Here is a 17998-nt window from a genome sequence, read left to right on the forward strand (position 1 = left end):
CGGCACGGCGTGGTGTTCCGTCGTACGTTGAGCTGATCGCTCGCCGGTCGGCCGCCATCGGAGGGGAACACCATGAGCAACTGGATCACCACGACCGTCTCGCACCTTCAGACCCGCGCCGCCCGCAACGACACGGGGCAGACGGCGGTGGAGTACCTGGGGATCATCGCGGTGGTGGTGGCTATCGTGTTGGCCATTACGGGGACGGACATCGGGCAGACGATCTTCGATGCGATCACGACAAAGATCGCCGAGGTCACCGGCTGAAGCAGCGCCGCAGGCACGGCGACGCGGGGCAGGCCTTCCCCATCTACATCACGGTGGTGGCGGGTCTGCTCTTTCTCGCGTTCGCCTACCTGGCGGTCGGCCAGGCCGCAGCGAACCGGAACGGCGCTCAGACGGCGGCGGACGCAGCAGCACTCGCGGCTGCTCTGGACACCCGGGACGCACTCGCCGACGAGTGGGTGGAAAACGTACTCGACCCGGCCAAGTGGCAGGCCATCTTCGACGGCGTCGGGGTGCCGTTCGACGGGTGCGGACGGGCGCACCAACTGGCGGCACAGAACGAAGCCAGTGCGGTCTGCGGGGAGGCACCGGGCTTTCTCCCGGGCTACACGGTTGACGTCGAGACGAACGAGCCCGTTGGTGATTCACTCATCCCCGGCACTGAGACCCTGCATTCGAAGGCGACTGCCACTGCCGTCATCGAGCCGCTCTGCACGTTCGAGTCACCTGGAGAGGACGCCGACGAGGACGTGCTGCCGAAGCTCTCCTGCGAAGACAGGGAGTGGATCCTGAATCCGGACGAGCTCACTGTTCTCCCGGAACCGCAGGACCTCTTCGACGTTCATCTGGCCGACTGACAAGCGAACGACAAGTGATGAAGGAAGCGGAACGATGAGCATTCGGTTCACGGCGAAGGCCTGCAGGGCGGTGGTCACGTTGACAGTCGCGGCTGGACTGGCTCTCGGCCTGGCCGGCTGCGGTGGTGGAGGTGACGACGACCAAAAGCCGGAAAGTTCGGCGTCCGCCTCCAAGGGCAGCGGGCCTCAACCGAGTACTCAGGAGGGCCAGTCCGAGGCGCCCCTGGCCGAGTTGCGGGGACCCGACGGACTGCTCCTCCAGATCACCTCCGCCGAGCGGGATTCCGGAGGCTTCGTCACCGTGAACGGGGTTCTGAAGAACGACGGCGCCGAGGGCGTGGCGATTCCCGCCTCGTTGAGTGGCAACGAGACCGAGATCATCAGGAACGGCAGGTCACTCGGCGGTGCGACCCTCGTGGATTCGAAGGGCAAGAAGCGGTACTACGTGCTGCGCGATACGGACGGCCGCCCCCTGACGACCACGGGATTCTCGACAGTGAAGGCCGGCGAGACCGTGGCGGTCTTCATGCAGTTCCCCGCACCTCCCACCGACACGACCGAAGTCACCTTCCAGATGCCCGCCTTCGCCGCTGCCTCCATCCAGATCTCCGGGTGAGGCCGCCCATGACGCACGTGCGCCTGACACTGATTCTCACGACAACCTCCTTCCTCCTTGCCGGCACAACGCTCCTGGCCCACGCCGCCGACGACCCCAGCGTCCCCCCCGGCACCGAACCCACCGCCTCCGCCCCCGTCGACGTGGACGCCAACGACCCCGACCTCAAGATCCCCGAGGGCGCCACCCTCGCCGAACCCAAGGTTCTGGACATCAAGCAGGTCGTCGAGGACCAGAGCGGGGACGAACGCCGCGAGGACACGAACGCGGACGTGAAGTTCGCGCTCCAGGCCGAGGTGCTGTTCGGCAAGGACAGCGCGAAGCTGGGCGCGGAGGCGAGGGCCCGTATCTCCTCGATCGCGGGGGAGATCAAGACCCAGAACGCGACGAAGATCCGCGTCTTCGGGTTCACGGACAACCTCGGTTCGTCCGCCCACGGCGACGTCCTGTCGAAACAGCGCGCCAACGCCGTACAGGCGGTCCTGGTCCAGGAACTCAACGACCCGGGCATCACCTTCGAGGTGCGCGGTTACGGCGAGCAGTACCCGATCTCCTCCAACGCCACGGAGTCCGGCCGCAAGAAGAACCGAAGGGTCGAGGTCTCCTTCCCGCGCACAGCGAACTGACCCGACCTCGGGACACACGTGACCGTACTCATGGTGGCCGCGGCACTGTACGGAGTCGTACAGCTGGTCGTGCTCTCCTGGCCCACGCGCTCCGTCCGCCTGTCGACGGTGCTGCTGTTTGGCGCGCGTCCGTGGCCTCCTCGCGCGGCGGACGTCCCGCACGGTCGGGGTTGTCCTCGGCACCCGAACGTCCGTCACCGCGCAGAGGAACCGCGGTGACCCTCACCCCAGTGACGGCTGGAGCCGGCTCCGCCGCACCGCCACCCGTGCCGTCGCCGACATCCGCTCCGCCCCGGAGCAGGCCGTACCCAAGTCCCTGGCCCTCGTCGTATAGCGCCCCCGACCATCCCCCCTTCCTGCTATTCCTCGCGCGATTCCTCGCGTTTCTCTCCCCCCTCGGACTTCCCGCCGGGACCGGCGTCGGTGTCGGTATCGATGTCGGCGTCGGCGTCGGCGTCGGTGTCGACCTCCACCCGCACCCCGGCCCGCAATCCCCACCCCGCCATCGCCCCGGCCTCCGCCTCCAGCACGTGCCGGGCACGCAGCCGGGGCAGACCGAGCCGGCCCGGCTTCATCGTGCGCACGGCGAGGACGCGGAGGCCGCGGTCGAGATGGGCCACGTCGATGGGCATCCGCATGCGGAACGTGTGCACGCTGCTGGCAGGGGTGAGCAGCATCGCCCCGTCGACGCTGTCCCGCCCGAGCAGTCCCTTCGTACGGGCCCGGTAGGAGGCCGCGATCTCCAGCGCCACGCTGACCTGCTCCGCGTCCTTCCCGCCGGGCACCACCAGTCTTCCCCGTCCGTCGAGCCAGCGCCCCACGCAGGTCACCTCCCTGTGCTGCCGCGCGATACCGGCCGAACGCACCCGAACGTATCCGAGTCCGGGACCGTGGTGACGAGGCGGGCGTCCCCGGAGCCCGCGCAGGATCATGCGGGCTGCGATGCGGGTAGGGAAGCTGGCATGACCACTCTCGGAGCCGTGTTCCGCCCGCAGTTGCCCCCCGAACGTCTTCGGTCCGTCGCCCGTCTCGCCGATGACGTCGGCCTGGAGGAGCTGTGGCTCTGGGAGGACTGCTTCCGCGAAGGCGGGATCTCCGCGGCGGCCGCCGCCCTCGCCTGGACCGAGCGGGTGCGGGTCGGAGTCGGGCTGCTGCCGGTGCCGTTACGGAACGTCGCCGTCACCGCGATGGAGGCGGCCACCCTCCACCGGCTGTTCCCCGGCCGGGCCGTGCTCGGCGTCGGGCACGGCGTGCAGGACTGGATGGGGCAGGTCGGCGCGCGGGTCGAGTCCCCGCTGACGCTGTTGCGCGAGCATCTCGTCGCACTGCGCGCCCTGTTGCAGGGGGAGAGCGTCACCACCGACGGGCGCTACGTCGCGCTGGACGACGTCGCCCTCGACTGGCCGCCGGCCGGTGACGGCGACATCCCGGTGCTCGCCGGGGCCACCGGGCCGCGCACACTGCGGCTCACCGGCGAGGTCGCGGACGGCACCGTACTCACCGCGGCCACCACGCCCGACGGCGTACGGCGGGCGCGCGGGCTCATCGACGAGGGGAGGGCGGCCGCCGGGCGGACCGATCCGCACAAGGTCGTCGTCTACCTCCTCACCGCCACCGGACCGGACGCCGCCGCCCGGCTGCGTGCCGAGCTGACGGCCGAGAAGCTGGACCCCGTCCCGGACCTCGGTGTCGCCGGGGACGCCGGCGCGGTCGCCGAGGCCGTCCAGCGGCTCGCGGAGGCGGGTGCCGACGCGGTGATCCTCCAGCCGACGGGCGACGAACCGGACCCGGAGGCATTCCTGCGGTTCACGGCGGGGGAGGTCCGGCCCCTGGTGCCGTGACCCGGCCCGCCTGACGTGTCCGGCCTGCCCGGCCCGGTCCACCTGCTGTCCGGCCTGCCCGACCTGCCGACCGTCCCCGACCTGCCCCACCGCCCGGGCTGAACAGGCTCCCACCGCTCAGCCCGGGCGGTCAGTCCCCGTCGCCCCGTCGATCAGTTCCCGCACGATGTCCATGTGCCCCGCGTGTCTCGCGGTCTCCTCGATCATGTGGACCAGGACCCAGCGCAGGGACACCGCCTCGCCCTGCCGCCACGCCGGCCGGCCCAGGTCGTCCAGTGAGCGCTCGGCGATCATGCGGTCGGCGGCGGCGCGGGCACGGCCGTAGAACGCGACGATCCGCTCCGTCGTGTCGTCCTCCGTCCGCATGTCCTCCTCGGTGTACGGGTCGAACCAGAGCGGCTCGACCTCTCCGCCGAAGGTCTGCACGAACCAGCCGTACTCCACCGAGGCCAGGTGTTTGACCAGCCCGAGCAGGGTCGTCCCGGACGGTGTCACGGGGCGGCGCAGCTGTTCGTCGTCCAGCCCCTCCAGTTTCCACAGCACCGCGTCCCGGTGCCGGTCGAGCCCGGCCCGCAGTGTCTCTTTCTCGCCGCCCGCGTACGGCATGCCCGAAGCGCCCTGACTCGTCATGCCCCGAAAATTAACAGCCCCCACTGACAACGCCCTGCGACCATCGACTCATGGACGAGGCACCCACCGACCAGGCACCCACCGACCAGGCATCCCCCGACCGGCAGGCTGCGGATCAGCGTTCCGCGCCCCCGTCGTCCGCTCGTACGTTCGAAGATCTCGTCGCCGAGGGCGCCGCCGTCCCCACCGAAGGCTGGGACTTCTCCTGGTTCGAGGGACGGGCCACCGAGGCGCGGCCCTCGTGGGGGTACGCGCGGTCGATGGCCGGGCGGCTGGCCGGTGCGACGGCCGTGCTCGACATCGAGACCGGGGGAGGAGAGGTCCTCGACTTCGCCCTCGGCGCCGCCGCCCCCGAGGCGCCCGTTCTCACCGTCGCCACGGAGGGCTGGCCGCCGAACGTCGCCAAGGCCACCGCCCTGCTCCGACCGCGCGGTGTCGCCGTCGTCGCGAGCCCGGACGACGCGCCCCTGCCCTTTGCGGACGGGACCTTCGACCTCGTCGTCAGCCGCCATCCGGTCCGCTCCGACTGGCCCGAGATCACCCGCGTGCTGCGCCCCGGGGGCACGTACTTCGCCCAGCACGTCGGCCCCGCCAGTGTCGTCGAACTCGTCGAGCACTTCCTCGGCCCCCAGCCGGAGGCGGCCGGCGGACACCGTCACCCCGACCGGGAGCGCGCCGAGGCGGAAGCCGCCGGGCTGGAGGTCGTCGGCCTGCGCGCCGAACGCCTCCGGGTCGAGTTCTACGACATCGCAGCCGTCGTCCACTTCCTGCGCAAGGTGGTCTGGATGGTCCCCGGCTTCACCGTCGAGGCGTACGGACCGCACCTGCGCGCGCTGCACGAGCGGATCGAGTCGGAGGGGCCGTTCGTCGCCCACAGCACCCGCCACCTCTTCGAGGCCCGCAAGCCACCGCACTGACACCCGCGTGCGTGGCCAGGAACAGGCGTTCGGCTCACGCGAATGCAGACCAAGGCGCATCGCGCAAGCAAAGAAGCGTGGCGGTGGCGCGCCGTGGAAGGGGCTGCCCGGTGCCGTGCACCAGTCGTACCGGCGTCAAGGCGACGTTCGCACGCGCCGTCACCCACCGGAGGGAACCCGAGGGAAGCCGTTCCCGCGGGGTGCCCCCGGGAATCCGCCGTGATCCGGCCATGAACCCATGGTCAAGAGGGCTCCGGGCCCGCACCGCGCCGTCGCCGGGCAACTCCGGAGAGTAGTTGTGGCACGCCGATGCACGCAGCATCACTTACGAAGGGTTATGGTGGAACTCCCCCCCTCGGGCCGGTCCGTCTCCCCCCCACGGACCGGCCCGTTTTTTGTGCCCGTACGGGGAACCCGGCAGGGGTGGCGCCCGCAGGCGCCCACGCGCACCACGCATTCCACATCCGCGGCGCCCCTGCCCGACCGCCTCCCGACCGCACGCCGACCGCACACGCCGACCGCACCCCGAATTACGGGCCCGGGCCGCGCAGCGCTACGCTTCGGGCGCGGGGACCGCCACCGCACGGAGGGGCTGACAAACACGTGAACCTGCGCGACAAACTGCGCAGCCTGCTCGTCAGGCTGTACGCACGCCGGGTGGAAGGTCACCTGGACCACGCCCAGGTGCCCAAGCACATCGGCGTCGTGATGGACGGCAACCGTCGCTGGGCGAAGGCCGCCGGGTCCACCACCGCTCAGGGTCACCGCGCCGGTGCCGACAAGATCGAGGAGTTCCTCGGCTGGTGCTCCGAGACGGACGTCGAGGTCGTCACCCTCTGGCTGTTCTCCACCGACAACTTCGACCGGCCGCAGGACGAGCTCGTCCCGCTCTTCGGGATCATCGAGGACGTCGTCCGCTCCCTGGCCGCCGACGGCCGCTGGCGGGTGCACCACGTCGGCGCGCTCGACCTGCTGCCGCAGGGGATGCAGCAGGCCATCAAGGAGGCCGAGGAGAGCACCGCGACGACCGACGGGATACTGGTCAACGTCGCCATCGGCTACGGCGGCCGCCAGGAGATCGCCGACGCGGTCCGCTCGATGATCCTCGACGCCGCCGACAAGGGCACCTCGATGGAGGAGCTCGCCGAGTCCGTCGACATCGAGACGATCGGCCGCCACCTCTACACCGGCGACCAGCCCGACCCCGACCTGGTGATCCGGACCAGCGGAGAACAGCGCCTGTCTGGGTTCATGCTGTGGCAGACGGCCCACTCGGAGTACTACTTCTGTGAGGTCTTCTGGCCGGCCTTCCGCAAGGTCGACTTCCTGCGCGCCCTGCGCGACTACGCGGCGCGCCACCGGCGTTACGGCGGCTGAGGGACGGCGCCCGAAGGGTCTGCGTGTACCCCCTTTGGGGTGGAAGTAACAAGGAGTTCACCAGCGCGCCGCCATGAGTGCTGGCATGGCACCGCATGTTCGAGGGCATAAACCAAGCAGGCCGACGCCCGAACCACGGGTGTCGGATCTCAGCGGACGGCACGGGGCCGTCCGCCCGGGAGGCCCTTTGCACCAGCTCGACCGTGCGGTCTCAGCACGGAAGAAGCAGTGGAGGGCCGGTCTCCGGCCCGCGCATCGCGGCCGACGACCGGTCCAGCTCCACTCCGTCGCTCCCCGACCTCATCCGAGGGGGTACGTCCTTCCGTGGTGACCAGCACAAAGCGCCACAAGCCCGACCGGCGCACTTATGTTCTCGACACCAGCGTCCTGCTGGCCGACCCGCACGCCCTGAACCGCTTCGACGAGCATGAAGTAGTGCTGCCGATCGTCGTGGTCACGGAGCTGGAGGCCAAGCGGCACCACCCCGAACTCGGTTACTTCGCCCGGCAGGCCCTGCGCCTGCTCGACGAGTTCCGGGTCCGGCACGGCCGCCTCGATGCCCCCATCCCGATCGGGGACCTCGGCGGGACCGTCCGTGTCGAGCTCAACCACTCGGACCCCAGCGTGCTGCCCAGCGGCTATCGCCTGGGGGACAACGACTCCCGCATCCTCGCGGTCGCCCGCAACCTGCAGGCCGAGGGATTCGACGTCACCGTCGTGTCGAAGGATCTCCCGCTCAGGATCAAGGCGTCCTCGGTCGGTCTCCTCGCCGAGGAGTACCGTGCCGAGCTCGCCATCACGGACTCCTCCGGCTGGACCGGCATGTCCGAACTGACCCTGCCCGGCGAGCAGGTGGACGTCCTCTTCGAGGAAGGGCAGGTCTACGTCCCCGAGGCGGCCGACTTCCCCGTGCACACCGGCCTGATGATCCAGTCCGAGCGCGGCAAGGCACTGGGCCGCGTCACGCCCGAGGGCAACGTCCGGGTGGTGCGCGGCGACCGGGAGGCGTTCGGCATCAAGGGCAGGAGCGCGGAGCAGCGCATCGCGCTGGACCTGCTTCTCGACCCGGACATCGGGATCGTCTCCATGGGCGGCCGGGCCGGCACCGGAAAGTCGGCGCTCGCGCTGTGCGCGGGACTGGAGGCGGTCCTGGAGCGCCGCCAGCACCAGAAGGTGATGGTCTTCCGCCCGCTGTACGCGGTGGGCGGGCAGGAGCTCGGCTATCTGCCGGGCTCCGAGGCCGAGAAGATGAGCCCCTGGGCGCAGGCGGTCTTCGACACGCTGTCCGCGGTCACCAGCCGCGAGGTCATCGAGGAGGTCACCGCGCGCGGGATGCTGGAGGTTCTCCCGCTCACCCACATCCGCGGCCGCTCGCTCCACGACGCGTTCGTGATCGTGGACGAGGCCCAGTCGCTGGAACGGAACGTCCTGCTGACCGTTCTGTCCCGGATCGGCGCGAACTCGCGGGTGGTGCTCACCCATGACGTGGCCCAGCGGGACAACCTGAGGGTGGGACGGTACGACGGTGTCGTCGCCGTCGTGGAGAAACTGAAGGGCCATCCGCTCTTCGCTCATGTCACGCTGACTCGGTCCGAAAGGTCCCAGATCGCGGCCCTTGTGACCGAAATGCTGGAAGACGGGCACGTCTGACCCGCGTGTTCGACTCGCGGTAGTCACCCGTCGGTTGGCGCCGTCCGGAAAAGGCAGTGAGCCTAGCCGGGCGGCGCCTTCGCGTGTGGAGGTTTCTCGGAAACACCAGGGGCAAACGAGATGTGAGCTTTCACACGCAACGCAGAATTGCCTAGCGGCGTCGGGTTACGGCAGAGTCTCACTCCTGTCAGGCCCCGCATACGACACACCTGTACCCCCAGCGGTACGGCACCACAAGAAACACCCCCCAACTCCATACCGTCGTCGTATGCCGCCCGAGTTATCACGCGGCGCTCCCCGCAAGGGAGTTGTCCACCGGGCCCGCGCCTCCCGTGACCCCGCAGTTGGGAGGCCAGTGCCAGGGGCACGATTGCGTCCGCCAGGGTCACCGAAGCGGGCGATGCTGGAAGGAAAACCGTGTGAGCCCGATTTCGGTCCGGGGATTCGCAGTGGCCTCGGCCACGGCAGTCACCGCTGTCGGAAGCGTTGTCGGAGTCGCCTCGGGAAGTACCGCGCAGGCACCTGACGCGGAGACGACGGCAGCCGACTCGACGCTCCTCGCGGACATCCCCGCGGGTCAGCAGGCTCAGGTGCAGACCGCGTTCACGCAGCAGGCCGACACGCAGGCCATCGCTGCGGACGCGAGCGCCAAGAAGGTCGCGGAGGAGTCGGCCCGCAAGGCGGCCGCCAAGACCGCGCAGGAGAAGAAGGAAGCCGCCGAGAAGGCGGAGCAGGCGGCCAAGGAGCGCGCCAAGGCGGAAGCCGAGGCCGAGACCAAGGCGAAGGCCGCCAGCAACACCTCCAGCTTCCCCGTCAAGGGCTCGTACTCCATCGCGGAGATCCAGTCGATGGCGCGTTCGATGGTTCCGAGCGGCCAGTGGCAGTGCTTCAGCAACATCGTGGACCACGAGTCCAGCTGGAACTACCAGGCGGTCAACCCCTCCTCCGGTGCCTACGGTCTCTTCCAGGCCCTGCCGGGTTCGAAGATGTCGTCGGTCGGCTCCGACTGGCAGACCAACCCGGCCACCCAGATCAAGTGGGGCCTCAACTACATGGACAGCCGGTACGGCAGCCCCTGTGAGGCCTGGTCGTTCTGGCAGGCCAACCACTGGTACTGAGTACCCGGGCCGGCGGCTCCTGAGCCCCGGCCCCGCCTCGACCGCGCGCAGCCCCTCCCCGTTCCAGGGGGAGGGGCTTTCGCCATGTACGGTCTGACCGGACGAGACCAGGGGGAGTGGTGGGGAAAGACGGGGGAAGAGGACGGAACATGTCGCGAGTGCCAGGATGGCTCGGTCGGGTCGGTGCCGGACTGACCGACATGGGTGAGCGGTTGAACGAGCGCCGGGCGAGGGCGGAGCGGGAGGACGACGAGGCCGGACCGGCTCCGTTCCCCGACGACGTACCACCGCCCGTCGGCCACGTTCCACCGCCCCCGGACCATGCTCCCGCCGTCCCGGCCCGCCCGGACCCCGCCCAGGCCGTGCCGTGGGGCATGCGGGTGGCGGCGGAGGCCGGCTGGCGGCTGCTGGTGCTGGCGGGCACGCTCTGGGTCCTCATGCGGATCATCAGCGCGGTACAGCTGGTGGTGCTGGCGTTCGTGGCGGCGCTGCTCATCACGGCGATGCTGCAGCCGACGGTGGCGCGGCTCATGCGGCTGGGCTTTCCGCGCGCACTCGCCACCGTCCTGACCGCGATCCTCGGGTTCGTCGTCATGGGCCTGATCGGCTGGTTCGTCACCTGGCAGGTCATGGAGAACATCGACAACCTCTCCGACCAGGTCCAGGACGGCATCGACGAGTTGCGCAAGTGGCTGCTCAACAGCCCCTTCCACGTCACGGACAAGCAGATCAACGACATCGCGGAGAACCTGCGGGAGGCGGTCGGCGCGAACACCGACCAGATCACGTCGGCGGGCCTGGAGGGCGTGACGGTCGTCGTCGAGGCGCTGGCCGGCATCCTCCTCGCGGTCTTCTCGACGCTGTTCCTGCTCTACGACGGCCGCCGCATCTGGGAGTGGACGCTGCGGCTGGTCCCGGCGGCGGCACGGCCGGGCGTGGCGGGCGCGGGACCGCGGGCGTGGCGGACGCTGACCGCCTACGTCCGCGGCACGGTGCTGGTGGCGCTGATCGACGCGATCTTCATCGGCCTGGGCATCTACTTCCTGGACGTCCCCATGGCCGTCCCGCTCGCCGTCTTCATCTTCCTGTTCGCCTTCATCCCGCTGGTGGGCGCGGTGGTCTCGGGCGCGCTGGCGGTCGTGGTCGCGCTGGTGACGCAGGGCGTGTTCACGGCGGTGATGACGCTCGCGGTGGTCCTCGCGGTGCAGCAGATCGAGGGCCACATCCTGCAGCCGTTCATCCTGGGCCGCGCGGTGCGGGTGCACCCGCTGGCCGTGGTGCTGTCGGTCGCGGCGGGCGGGATGGTCGCGGGGATCGGCGGTGCGGTGGTGGCGGTGCCGCTGGTGGCGGTGACCAACACGGTGGTGGGATACCTGCGGTCGTACCCCCAGGAGGCCGCGCTGAAGCAGTCGCCGAGGCCGCGGGGGGCCACGGCGGTGGGGGCGGCCCCGGTGCAGTCCCCGCCGGAGGACCCGCCACCGGCCTCGTAGCGGGAAGCCCGTAGCGGGAAGCCCATAGCGGCAGGGCGGCGGGGTCGGCCTCTCAGGCGTGTGCCCCGGCCACCACGGAGGTGACCGGGGCCCGGGAGACCGAGGGCGAGTTACTCCGCCAGCACCGCTTCCGCGTCCAGCGTCACCCCGACCGCCTGGATCACCGACGCGATCTTGAACGCCTCCTGGACGACCTCACGCTCGATGCCCGCCTTGCGGAGCACCTGCTCGTGCGAGTCGAGACACATTCCGCACCCGTTGATCGCCGACACCGCGAACGACCACAGCTCGAAGTCGGCCTTGTCGACCCCGGGGTTGCCGATGACGTTCATCCGGAGTCCGGCCCGCAGGTTCCCGTACTCGTGGTCCGACAGCAGGTGCCGCGTGCGGTAGAAGACGTTGTTCATCGCCATGACCGCCGCGGCGGACTTCGCCGCCGTGTACGCCTGCGGCGACAGGTTCGCCCTCGCCTCCGGCTCCAGCTCCCGCAGCACGATCGGGGAGCGGGAGGCGATGGCCGTCGCCAGCACCGTGCCCCACAACTGCTGCGCCGGCAGCTCGGAGTTGCCGATGACCGAACCCAGGTTGAGCTTCAGGTCCTTGGCGTAGTCCGGCAGGGCCGACTTCAGGGAATCCAGCGGCATCGGGTCACTCACCCGCCAGCAGCTTGACCGGGTCCAGCGTCTCGTCGCCCTTGCTCCAGTTGCAGGGGCAGAGCTCGTCCGTCTGGAGCGCGTCCAGGACCCGCAGGACCTCCTTCGGGTTACGGCCCACCGAACCCGCGGTCACCATGGAGAACTGGATCTCGTTGTTCTGGTCCACGATGAAGACCGCGCGCTTGGCGAAGCCGTCCTCGTCCTCGATGCCGAGGTCGCGCATCAGCTCGTGCTTGGAGTCGGCCATCATCGGGAACGGCAAGTCCCGGAGGTCGTCGTGGTCCTTGCGCCAGGCGTGGTGGACGAACTCGGAGTCGCCGGAGAAGCCGAGGACCTGGGCGTCGCGGTCGGCGAACTCGTCGTTCAGCTTGCCGAAGGCGGCGATCTCGGTCGGGCACACGAAGGTGAAGTCCTTGGGCCAGGCGAAGATCACCTTCCACTTGCCCTCGTAGGTCTTGTGGTTGATCTTCTCGAACTCCTTGCCGGTCTCCAGCGAGACGCAGGCGGTCAGTTCGAACTCGGGGAACTTGTCACCGACAGTGAGCACAGGCTCTCCTTGCAGCGAAGGAAACACCCCAATTGCCTGGGTGTCTCCCATGGGTTGGACGCTCACGATCGTGGCACACGGTGCATTGATTGCGGAAATAGCTACAATCGGTCGAGTTGATCGAGCAGCGTTATCAGTGACCGCGAGTGAGATGGTGAGCAAGCCGTGAGCAAGGCCGTGAGCAAGGCCGTGACCAAGGCGGCCGGCAAGAGGAGGCAGCCCAGTCTCGCCCAGCTGCGTGCCTTCGCCGCCGTCGCCGAACACCTCCACTTCCGGGACGCGGCCGCCGCCATCGGCATGAGCCAGCCCGCCCTCTCCGGTGCCGTCTCCGCGCTGGAGGAGACGCTCGGGGTCACCCTCCTGGAGCGCACCACCCGCAAGGTGCTGCTCTCGCCCGCCGGTGAGCGGCTCGCCGTCCGCGCGAAGGCGGTGCTCGACGAGGTGGGGGCGCTGCTGGAGGAGGCGGAGGCGGTGCGGGCGCCGTTCACCGGAGCGCTGCGGCTCGGGGTCATCCCGACCGTCGCGCCGTATCTCCTGCCCACCGTCCTCCGGCTCGTCCACGACCGCTACCCCGCCCTCGATCTCCAGGTGCACGAGGAGCAGACCGCCAGCCTGATCGACGGGCTCACCAGCGGACGCCTCGACCTGCTGCTGCTCGCCGTGCCGCTCGGTGTTCCCGGAGTCGTCGAACTGCCGCTGTTCGACGAGGACTTCGTGCTCGTCACGCCGCTCGACCACCGGCTCGGCGGCCGTGCGGGCATCCCGCGCGAGGCCCTCAAGGAACTCAACCTGCTGCTCCTGGACGAGGGGCACTGTCTGCGCGACCAGGCGCTCGACATCTGCCGGGAGGCGGGCCGCGCGGACGCGCCCGTCACCACCACGGCGGCGGGGCTGTCCACCCTGGTGCAACTGGTCGCCGGCGGGCTCGGGGTGACGCTGCTGCCGCGCACCGCCGTCAAGGTGGAGACGACCCGCAGCAACCAGCTCCGCACCGGCTGCTTCGCCGAACCCGCCCCCACCCGCCGTATCGCCCTCGCCATGCGGGCCGGCGCGGCCCGCGGCGCGGAGTACGGGGAGCTGGCGGCCGCCCTGCGTGAGGCGCTGCGCCCGTTGCCCGTACGGGTGGTCGACACACCGGAGGCAGACGCCTGAGAACCGGTCACCTGCGCGCCGGACCAGGGCGGTCGGGCGACCTGGGACGCCACCTTCCGTCATCCGGCGACAGCTCGGGACACTCCCGACGGACCGTGCGCCCGGCCTGATACACCTTCCCCCCTCGGCGCCGCACGTCACGCGTGTGTGCGACAGGCCAAGGGGAGTGAGGCCGGGCTACGAGCTGCTCGCGCCGCCCCGGATCCGGCCCTTCCCTCCGTCTGAGCAGGCCGAGGCGCACCCCGACCGGACGCGAACAGGAACAGGAACGTCGATTCCATGGATCACGAAGCCCTCATCCGCGAAATGCGCGGCCTGCGCGAACGGGTCACCGGTATCACCGACACCGCCGTCGCCGCCGTCGACGGACTGCTGATCGCCGCCGACACCGCCGACTCCATCGGTTCGGAGGCCCTCGCCGCCCTCGCCGCGGCCGGCCTCGGCCTCGCCCGCCGCACCGCCGAGGTGACCGCCCGCGGCACCCTGCGCCGCACGGTCACCTACGGCAGTCACGGCTGCGCCGCCTTCTACGCGGTCGGCGACACCGCGCTGATGGTCGTCCTGGGCGACGAGGGCATCGACGTGGACGACCTGCACCGGGCGACCCAGCCGACTCTGCGCCGTATCGGGGCCCTCCTCACCCAGGCGGCACCCGGGAGAGCGTCCGAAGGCGTCTGAAGCCCTGGCCGAGTCCCTCCGCACGGCCCGGCCGGCATGGTCACCGGCACGCTGCGGACGGCTACTCCGTCCGCAGCCCGTCCGGCCGCATCAGCCGCAGCAGCGGCGGCAGGCTGAGCAGCGTCACCACCAGGACGACGGCGGCGCCGACCCCGGTCATCGACAGCACGCTCGGCCAGTCCACCCGGACCGTGGTGCCCGTCATCCGCAGCAGGACCGCGCCCAGCGTCAGTCCCACCACCGACGCCAGCAGCAGGCCCAGCGCGATCGGGATCACCGTCTGCCACAGCACCGACAGGCTCAGCGTGCGCCGCCGGGTGCCGAAGGCGACCAGCGAGGACAACAGCTTCTTGCGTTCGCGCAGTTGCTCCAGCTGCGACACCAGCAGGCTCGCCCCGATCAGCGCCAGCACACACGCGGCGCCGACGAACAGGCCGGTGCGGATGGCGGTGTAGCGGTCGGCCCGCTCGACCGACTGCCAGACCATCGGCTCACTCAGCGGGCTGATGGTCGCCGCCGTGTTCCGTACCAGGTCCTGTGCGTCCGGCACGGACCTGTCGAGCTGGAGGTACACCTGCTTGCTCAGCGCCGGAGCGACCGCGGCCGGCAGCGCCTTCGGGGTGACCAGGAAGCCGCCCCGCCTGGACCCGGTCGGATCGAACCGGGTCCGCGCCTGCTTCAGCTCCGACGGCAGCGCCCAGGGCGTCTCCGCGCTCTTCGGGCCGTCCTCGTAGGAAGGGTCGAAGTACAGCGTCCGGCCGGCCTTCGCCAGCTTCGGGGTGCCGGTGTCGTAGTCGGCGCCCCGGACGGCGAACACGTCACCGTCCCGGCACGAGGGCAGCGCGGCCACCTCCCGCAGCGACGCGCAGTCCCCGACGGTCACCTGGGCGGTCAGGTCCGGATTCTTGCGCTGCTCGCCGACGTGTCCCTCGGAGTACGCGTAGACCCGGCGCACGCCCTCGGTCCGCCGGAGCCTGTCGGCGGCCTGGTCGAGGGGCATCTCGTCCGCCACGGTGACCTGCATCTGCGCTCGCGTCACGTCGTAGCCGGTGTCCCTCGTGTAGTCGCTCTCCACGCCGGCGAACAGCATCTGCAGGGCGATCGCGCCGGCCACCGCGACCGCGATCCCGTTGACCATGCGGGCCGCCGTACCGCTGCTCAACTGAAGTCGGCGGACCGCCAGTTGCCAGGCGACGCCGCCGCCGCCGAGCCGGCCGACCACCGCCTCGACGGTCCACGGCAGCAGCGCGGTCACACCGATCAGCAGCAGGATCACGCCGCCGGTGACCAGGTACTGGTTGAACTCACCGCCGTCGCGCCCCTGCCCGATCATCGGGTAGAGCATCGCCAGCCCGGCCAGCGGCAGCAGCAGCCGCCACCACAGCCGGCGCCGCGCGGGCTTCGCCGTACGCACCACGCCGAGCGGCTCGATGACCACGCCGCGCAGCGCGAACACGGTCACCAGGACGGCGGCGGCCGGTACGGCGAGCCCGACCAGCAGGGCCAGGGCGGGGGAGGGGGTGAGATCGCTCGGGTACACGCTGACGTCGAACACCTCGACCGAGCCCGCCACCTCGCGGCCGGCCAGGAAGAAGAGCGCGCCGAGGACCAGTCCGAGCACCGCGCCCGCGAGGGCCTCGCCGCCCGCGATCCGCCGGGTCGAGCGACCGTCGGCGCCCACCAGCCGCAGCGCCGCGAGCCGCCGGTCGCGCCGCTCGCCGCCGAAGCGGACGGCCGCGGCGATGAAGACGGCGACCGGCATCAGCAGCACGACGAGGACGACGAGGATGAGCAGGAGCAGGACGGGGTCCCACTCTTCGGACGTCTGCTGCTGGGAAGCTCCGAACTGCTCGATCCGCCCCACCTCGCCTCCGCCGAGCTTTTCGGCGAGGCCCTGGCCGCCCCGGTAGAAGGCGAGTTCGGCCGGGCCGATCAGCCCGCTTTCGCCGATCGTGCCGACGATCCGCTGCGGCAGCCGCTCCCGCAACAGCTCTCCGGAGCCGGACTCCAGGAGGTCCTCCAACGCGGGGGAGACCACCATCTCGCCCTGTGCCGGGAACTCCTTCACCCCCGGCGGCAGCGGCGCCCGCGGTCCCTCCGGCTCCAGCTCCCGTCCCCGGACGCCCTTGTCGCGGAACGTCGTACCGGTGTCCGCGATCAGGAGGGAGCGGTCCGACCTGGGCACCTTGGTGTCGGTGTCGCCGTAGCGGAGGTCGTTGCGCGCCTCGTCCCGGTCGTCCCGGGCGGTCAGCGCGTTCGGCAGCGCGGTCGTCAGCAGCAGCAACGCCACCCCGAGCCCGACGCCGACCGCGGTCAACAGCGCCCGGACCCACCCCTCGCGCCCGCCGGCGAAGGCGAACCTGATGCCCATGGCAAGGTCTCTCGCCCACTGCGGCACGCTCATACGACGCGCTCCATGTCCCGGGACTTCCCGTCCCGTACGACGATCTCGCGGTCGGAGTAGGCGGCCACCCGCGCCTCGTGCGTGACCAGCACGACGGCGGCGTTGGTGGACCGGGCCGCGTCCGTGAGCAGGTCCATCACGCGCTCGCCGTTGAGCGAGTCGAGCGCGCCGGTCGGCTCGTCGGCGAACAGCACCCGGGGGCTGGTGACCAGCGCCCGCGCCACGGCGACCCGCTGTCCCTGTCCGCCGGACACCTCGCCGGGCCGCTTCTTCCGCAGGTCGTCGACCTCCAGCCGCTCCATCCAGGACAGCGCGGTCCGCTCGGCCTCCTTGCGGGAGGTGCCGTTCAGCCGGAGCGGCAGGGCCACGTTCTCCACACAGGTCAACTCCGGGACGAGCTGCCCGAACTGGAACACGAAGCCGAACTCGGTGCGCCGCAGCGCACTGCGCCGGGCGTCGTTCATGGTGGCCATCTCGCGTCCGTCGTACGTGATCGACCCGGAGTCGGGCGGCACGATCCCGGCGAGACAGTGCAGCAGCGTCGACTTGCCGGAGCCGGACGGGCCCATCACGGCGACGACCTCGCCGGGGTGGATGGAGAACTCGGCGCCGTCGAGGGCGAGGGTCGGGCCGTACGCCTTGCGCAGTTCGGTGGCGGCGAGCAGGGAACCGGTGGGGTGCGTCACCTGGTCACCGCCTCGGCGAGCCGGTCGAGCCGCGCGGCCGTCAGCTCCAGCCAGCGCAGGTCGGCCTCCAGGTGGAACAGCGCGTGGTCGCAGATGAGCTGGTCGGCCAGATCGCCCTTGCGTTTGCGGTCGGTGAGGCGCCGCATCATCCGCAGGTGCTCGGCGCGCTGCGTGTCGAGGATGTCGCCCGCGTCGCGCCGCGTCAGCAGGGCGAGGACGATCTTGGTGTACAGCGTGGACTGGAGGTACGGCTCGGGCTTCTCCGGCGTCGCGAGCCACTGCTGGACGTCGGTGACGCCGGCCTCCGTGATCGCGTACCGCTTCCGCTCCGGCCCGTCGCCGGGCTCGATGCCGTCGACCTCGACGAGCCCGTTCTTCAGCAGGCGGGACATCGTCGAGTAGACCTGGCCGTAGTGCAGTGGCCGGTCGTGACCGAACTTCTCGTCAAAGGCGCGCTTCAGGTCGTAACCGTGACGCGGGCCGGACTCCAGGAGCCCCAGGAGGGTGTGACCGATGGACATGGAAAGGACTCTACACACGGTGTATACCCTGCATGTATACACCGGGTGCGGAGAGTGGGACGGGACGTGCGGGATCGCAGGTGAGAGCCCATTGTCACAGTTCGGCCACACGCGGCCGGCCTCTCCGGCGGGGTGCGGACGAGGCCGGTCAGGCCGACGGCGCCGGTGAGGCCGTCGGGCTGCTCGGTCCCAGCGGCTGCGGCAAGTCCACCCTCGCCCGTGTCGC

General features: G+C 70.6%; 20 protein-coding genes and 1 pseudogene. 14 read left to right on the forward strand and 7 right to left on the reverse strand.

Annotation, left to right across the window (positions count from 1 at the left end):
• Nucleotides 1–72 precede the first annotated feature (72 nt).
• The 5 genes from ACWD0J_RS34585 to ACWD0J_RS34605 all read left to right on the forward strand — a co-directional run bounded on the left by ACWD0J_RS34585 (nt 73) and on the right by ACWD0J_RS34605 (nt 2439).
• The gene (locus tag ACWD0J_RS34585; RefSeq protein ID WP_451499833.1) at nt 73–267 is read left to right on the forward strand and encodes a hypothetical protein; all 195 of its coding nucleotides are present in this window, start codon (nt 73–75) and stop codon (nt 265–267) included.
• Entirely contained in the window at nt 264–863 is a 600-nt protein-coding gene (locus tag ACWD0J_RS34590) for a pilus assembly protein TadG-related protein (RefSeq protein ID WP_451499834.1), read from the forward strand. Before ACWD0J_RS34585 ends, ACWD0J_RS34590 begins: the two co-directional genes overlap by 4 nt.
• Before the next feature lie 34 nt (nt 864–897).
• Nucleotides 898–1479: a hypothetical protein gene (locus tag ACWD0J_RS34595; RefSeq protein ID WP_451499815.1), complete on the forward strand. Its 582-nt coding sequence runs from the start codon at nt 898–900 to the stop codon at nt 1477–1479.
• An 8-nt stretch (nt 1480–1487) separates the two neighbouring features.
• Nucleotides 1488–2105 (forward strand): OmpA family protein, encoded by a 618-nt coding sequence (locus ACWD0J_RS34600; protein WP_451499816.1) that lies wholly within the window; start codon nt 1488–1490, stop codon nt 2103–2105.
• A 118-nt stretch (nt 2106–2223) separates the two neighbouring features.
• Nucleotides 2224–2439, forward strand: coding sequence for a hypothetical protein (locus tag ACWD0J_RS34605; RefSeq protein WP_451499817.1), 216 nt, complete (start codon nt 2224–2226; stop codon nt 2437–2439).
• A gap of 130 nt (nt 2440–2569) precedes the next feature.
• Here the strand turns inward: ACWD0J_RS34605 and ACWD0J_RS34610 are convergent.
• Nucleotides 2570–2926 (reverse strand): annotated as a pseudogene (locus ACWD0J_RS34610) (DUF192 domain-containing protein); the annotation flags it as partial.
• Between the two features lie 141 nt (nt 2927–3067).
• Here ACWD0J_RS34610 and ACWD0J_RS34615 point away from each other — a divergent pair.
• Nucleotides 3068–3946 (forward strand): LLM class flavin-dependent oxidoreductase, encoded by an 879-nt coding sequence (locus ACWD0J_RS34615; RefSeq protein WP_451499818.1) that lies wholly within the window; start codon nt 3068–3070, stop codon nt 3944–3946.
• A gap of 117 nt (nt 3947–4063) precedes the next feature.
• On the opposite strand, the gene ACWD0J_RS34620 is transcribed toward ACWD0J_RS34615, so the two are convergent.
• Nucleotides 4064–4576, reverse strand: coding sequence for a DinB family protein (locus tag ACWD0J_RS34620; RefSeq protein ID WP_451499819.1), 513 nt, complete (start codon nt 4574–4576; stop codon nt 4064–4066).
• Between the two features lie 50 nt (nt 4577–4626).
• Between ACWD0J_RS34620 and ACWD0J_RS34625 the strand changes: the two genes are divergently transcribed.
• The 5 genes from ACWD0J_RS34625 (at nt 4627) to ACWD0J_RS34645 (ending at nt 11128) form a co-directional block, all read left to right on the forward strand.
• The gene (locus tag ACWD0J_RS34625) at nt 4627–5493 is read left to right on the forward strand and encodes a methyltransferase domain-containing protein (RefSeq protein ID WP_451499820.1); all 867 of its coding nucleotides are present in this window, start codon (nt 4627–4629) and stop codon (nt 5491–5493) included.
• A gap of 603 nt (nt 5494–6096) precedes the next feature.
• Nucleotides 6097–6870, forward strand: a complete 774-nt coding sequence (locus tag ACWD0J_RS34630; protein ID WP_451499821.1) for an isoprenyl transferase — start codon at nt 6097–6099, stop codon at nt 6868–6870.
• A 324-nt stretch (nt 6871–7194) separates the two neighbouring features.
• Complete coding sequence (locus ACWD0J_RS34635; RefSeq protein WP_451499822.1) at nt 7195–8520, forward strand: PhoH family protein; 1326 nt, start codon at nt 7195–7197, stop codon at nt 8518–8520.
• Nucleotides 8521–8939: 419 nt separating this feature from the next.
• Nucleotides 8940–9638, forward strand: a complete 699-nt coding sequence (locus ACWD0J_RS34640; RefSeq protein ID WP_451499823.1) for an aggregation-promoting factor C-terminal-like domain-containing protein — start codon at nt 8940–8942, stop codon at nt 9636–9638.
• Between the two features lie 149 nt (nt 9639–9787).
• Complete coding sequence (locus tag ACWD0J_RS34645) at nt 9788–11128, forward strand: AI-2E family transporter (RefSeq protein ID WP_451499824.1); 1341 nt, start codon at nt 9788–9790, stop codon at nt 11126–11128.
• A gap of 110 nt (nt 11129–11238) precedes the next feature.
• On the opposite strand, the gene ACWD0J_RS34650 is transcribed toward ACWD0J_RS34645, so the two are convergent.
• Nucleotides 11239–11772: an alkyl hydroperoxide reductase gene (locus tag ACWD0J_RS34650; RefSeq protein WP_451499835.1), complete on the reverse strand. Its 534-nt coding sequence runs from the start codon at nt 11770–11772 to the stop codon at nt 11239–11241.
• 4 nt (nt 11773–11776) lie between these two features.
• The gene (locus ACWD0J_RS34655; protein WP_451499825.1) at nt 11777–12331 is read right to left on the reverse strand and encodes a peroxiredoxin; all 555 of its coding nucleotides are present in this window, start codon (nt 12329–12331) and stop codon (nt 11777–11779) included.
• A 165-nt stretch (nt 12332–12496) separates the two neighbouring features.
• Between ACWD0J_RS34655 and ACWD0J_RS34660 the strand changes: the two genes are divergently transcribed.
• Nucleotides 12497–13483 (forward strand): LysR substrate-binding domain-containing protein, encoded by a 987-nt coding sequence (locus ACWD0J_RS34660; protein WP_451499826.1) that lies wholly within the window; start codon nt 12497–12499, stop codon nt 13481–13483.
• Between the two features lie 279 nt (nt 13484–13762).
• Nucleotides 13763–14161, forward strand: a complete 399-nt coding sequence (locus tag ACWD0J_RS34665) for a roadblock/LC7 domain-containing protein (protein WP_451499827.1) — start codon at nt 13763–13765, stop codon at nt 14159–14161.
• A 61-nt stretch (nt 14162–14222) separates the two neighbouring features.
• Here the strand turns inward: ACWD0J_RS34665 and ACWD0J_RS34670 are convergent, their stop codons facing one another.
• From ACWD0J_RS34670 to ACWD0J_RS34680, 3 genes are read right to left on the reverse strand one after another with little or no spacing between them, the layout of a single operon-like run.
• A complete protein-coding gene (locus ACWD0J_RS34670) occupies nt 14223–16565 on the reverse strand; it encodes an FtsX-like permease family protein (RefSeq protein WP_451499828.1) in 2343 nt (780 codons plus the stop codon).
• Nucleotides 16562–17251 carry an ABC transporter ATP-binding protein gene (locus tag ACWD0J_RS34675; protein WP_451499829.1) on the reverse strand — a complete coding sequence of 230 codons (690 nt, stop codon included), beginning with the start codon at nt 17249–17251 and terminating at the stop codon, nt 16562–16564. Before ACWD0J_RS34675 ends, ACWD0J_RS34670 begins: the two co-directional genes overlap by 4 nt.
• Nucleotides 17248–17772, reverse strand: a complete 525-nt coding sequence (locus ACWD0J_RS34680; RefSeq protein ID WP_451499830.1) for a PadR family transcriptional regulator — start codon at nt 17770–17772, stop codon at nt 17248–17250. Before ACWD0J_RS34680 ends, ACWD0J_RS34675 begins: the two co-directional genes overlap by 4 nt.
• A gap of 80 nt (nt 17773–17852) precedes the next feature.
• Between ACWD0J_RS34680 and ACWD0J_RS34685 the strand changes: the two genes are divergently transcribed.
• On the forward strand, nt 17853–17998 hold a 146-nt coding region (locus tag ACWD0J_RS34685), incomplete at its 3' end, for an ATP-binding cassette domain-containing protein (protein WP_451499836.1).

The organism is Streptomyces sp. NPDC003011 (assembly GCF_053591515.1).

Excerpts from the sequence above, each read along its gene's own strand:
- ACWD0J_RS34680 (WP_451499830.1), bottom strand. The coding sequence starts at position 17,772 with ATGTCCATCGGTCACACCCTCCTGGGGCTCCTGGAGTCCGGCCCGCGT.
- ACWD0J_RS34670 (WP_451499828.1), bottom strand. The coding sequence starts at position 16,565 with ATGAGCGTGCCGCAGTGGGCGAGAGACCTTGCCATGGGCATCAGGTTC.
- ACWD0J_RS34585 (WP_451499833.1), top strand. The coding sequence starts at position 73 with ATGAGCAACTGGATCACCACGACCGTCTCGCACCTTCAGACCCGCGCC.
- ACWD0J_RS34620 (WP_451499819.1), bottom strand. The coding sequence starts at position 4,576 with ATGACGAGTCAGGGCGCTTCGGGCATGCCGTACGCGGGCGGCGAGAAA.
- ACWD0J_RS34645 (WP_451499824.1), top strand. The coding sequence starts at position 9,788 with ATGTCGCGAGTGCCAGGATGGCTCGGTCGGGTCGGTGCCGGACTGACC.
- ACWD0J_RS34650 (WP_451499835.1), bottom strand. The coding sequence starts at position 11,772 with ATGCCGCTGGATTCCCTGAAGTCGGCCCTGCCGGACTACGCCAAGGAC.
- ACWD0J_RS34595 (WP_451499815.1), top strand. The coding sequence starts at position 898 with ATGAGCATTCGGTTCACGGCGAAGGCCTGCAGGGCGGTGGTCACGTTG.
- ACWD0J_RS34625 (WP_451499820.1), top strand. The coding sequence starts at position 4,627 with ATGGACGAGGCACCCACCGACCAGGCACCCACCGACCAGGCATCCCCC.
- ACWD0J_RS34665 (WP_451499827.1), top strand. The coding sequence starts at position 13,763 with ATGGATCACGAAGCCCTCATCCGCGAAATGCGCGGCCTGCGCGAACGG.
- ACWD0J_RS34615 (WP_451499818.1), top strand. The coding sequence starts at position 3,068 with ATGACCACTCTCGGAGCCGTGTTCCGCCCGCAGTTGCCCCCCGAACGT.
- ACWD0J_RS34600 (WP_451499816.1), top strand. The coding sequence starts at position 1,488 with ATGACGCACGTGCGCCTGACACTGATTCTCACGACAACCTCCTTCCTC.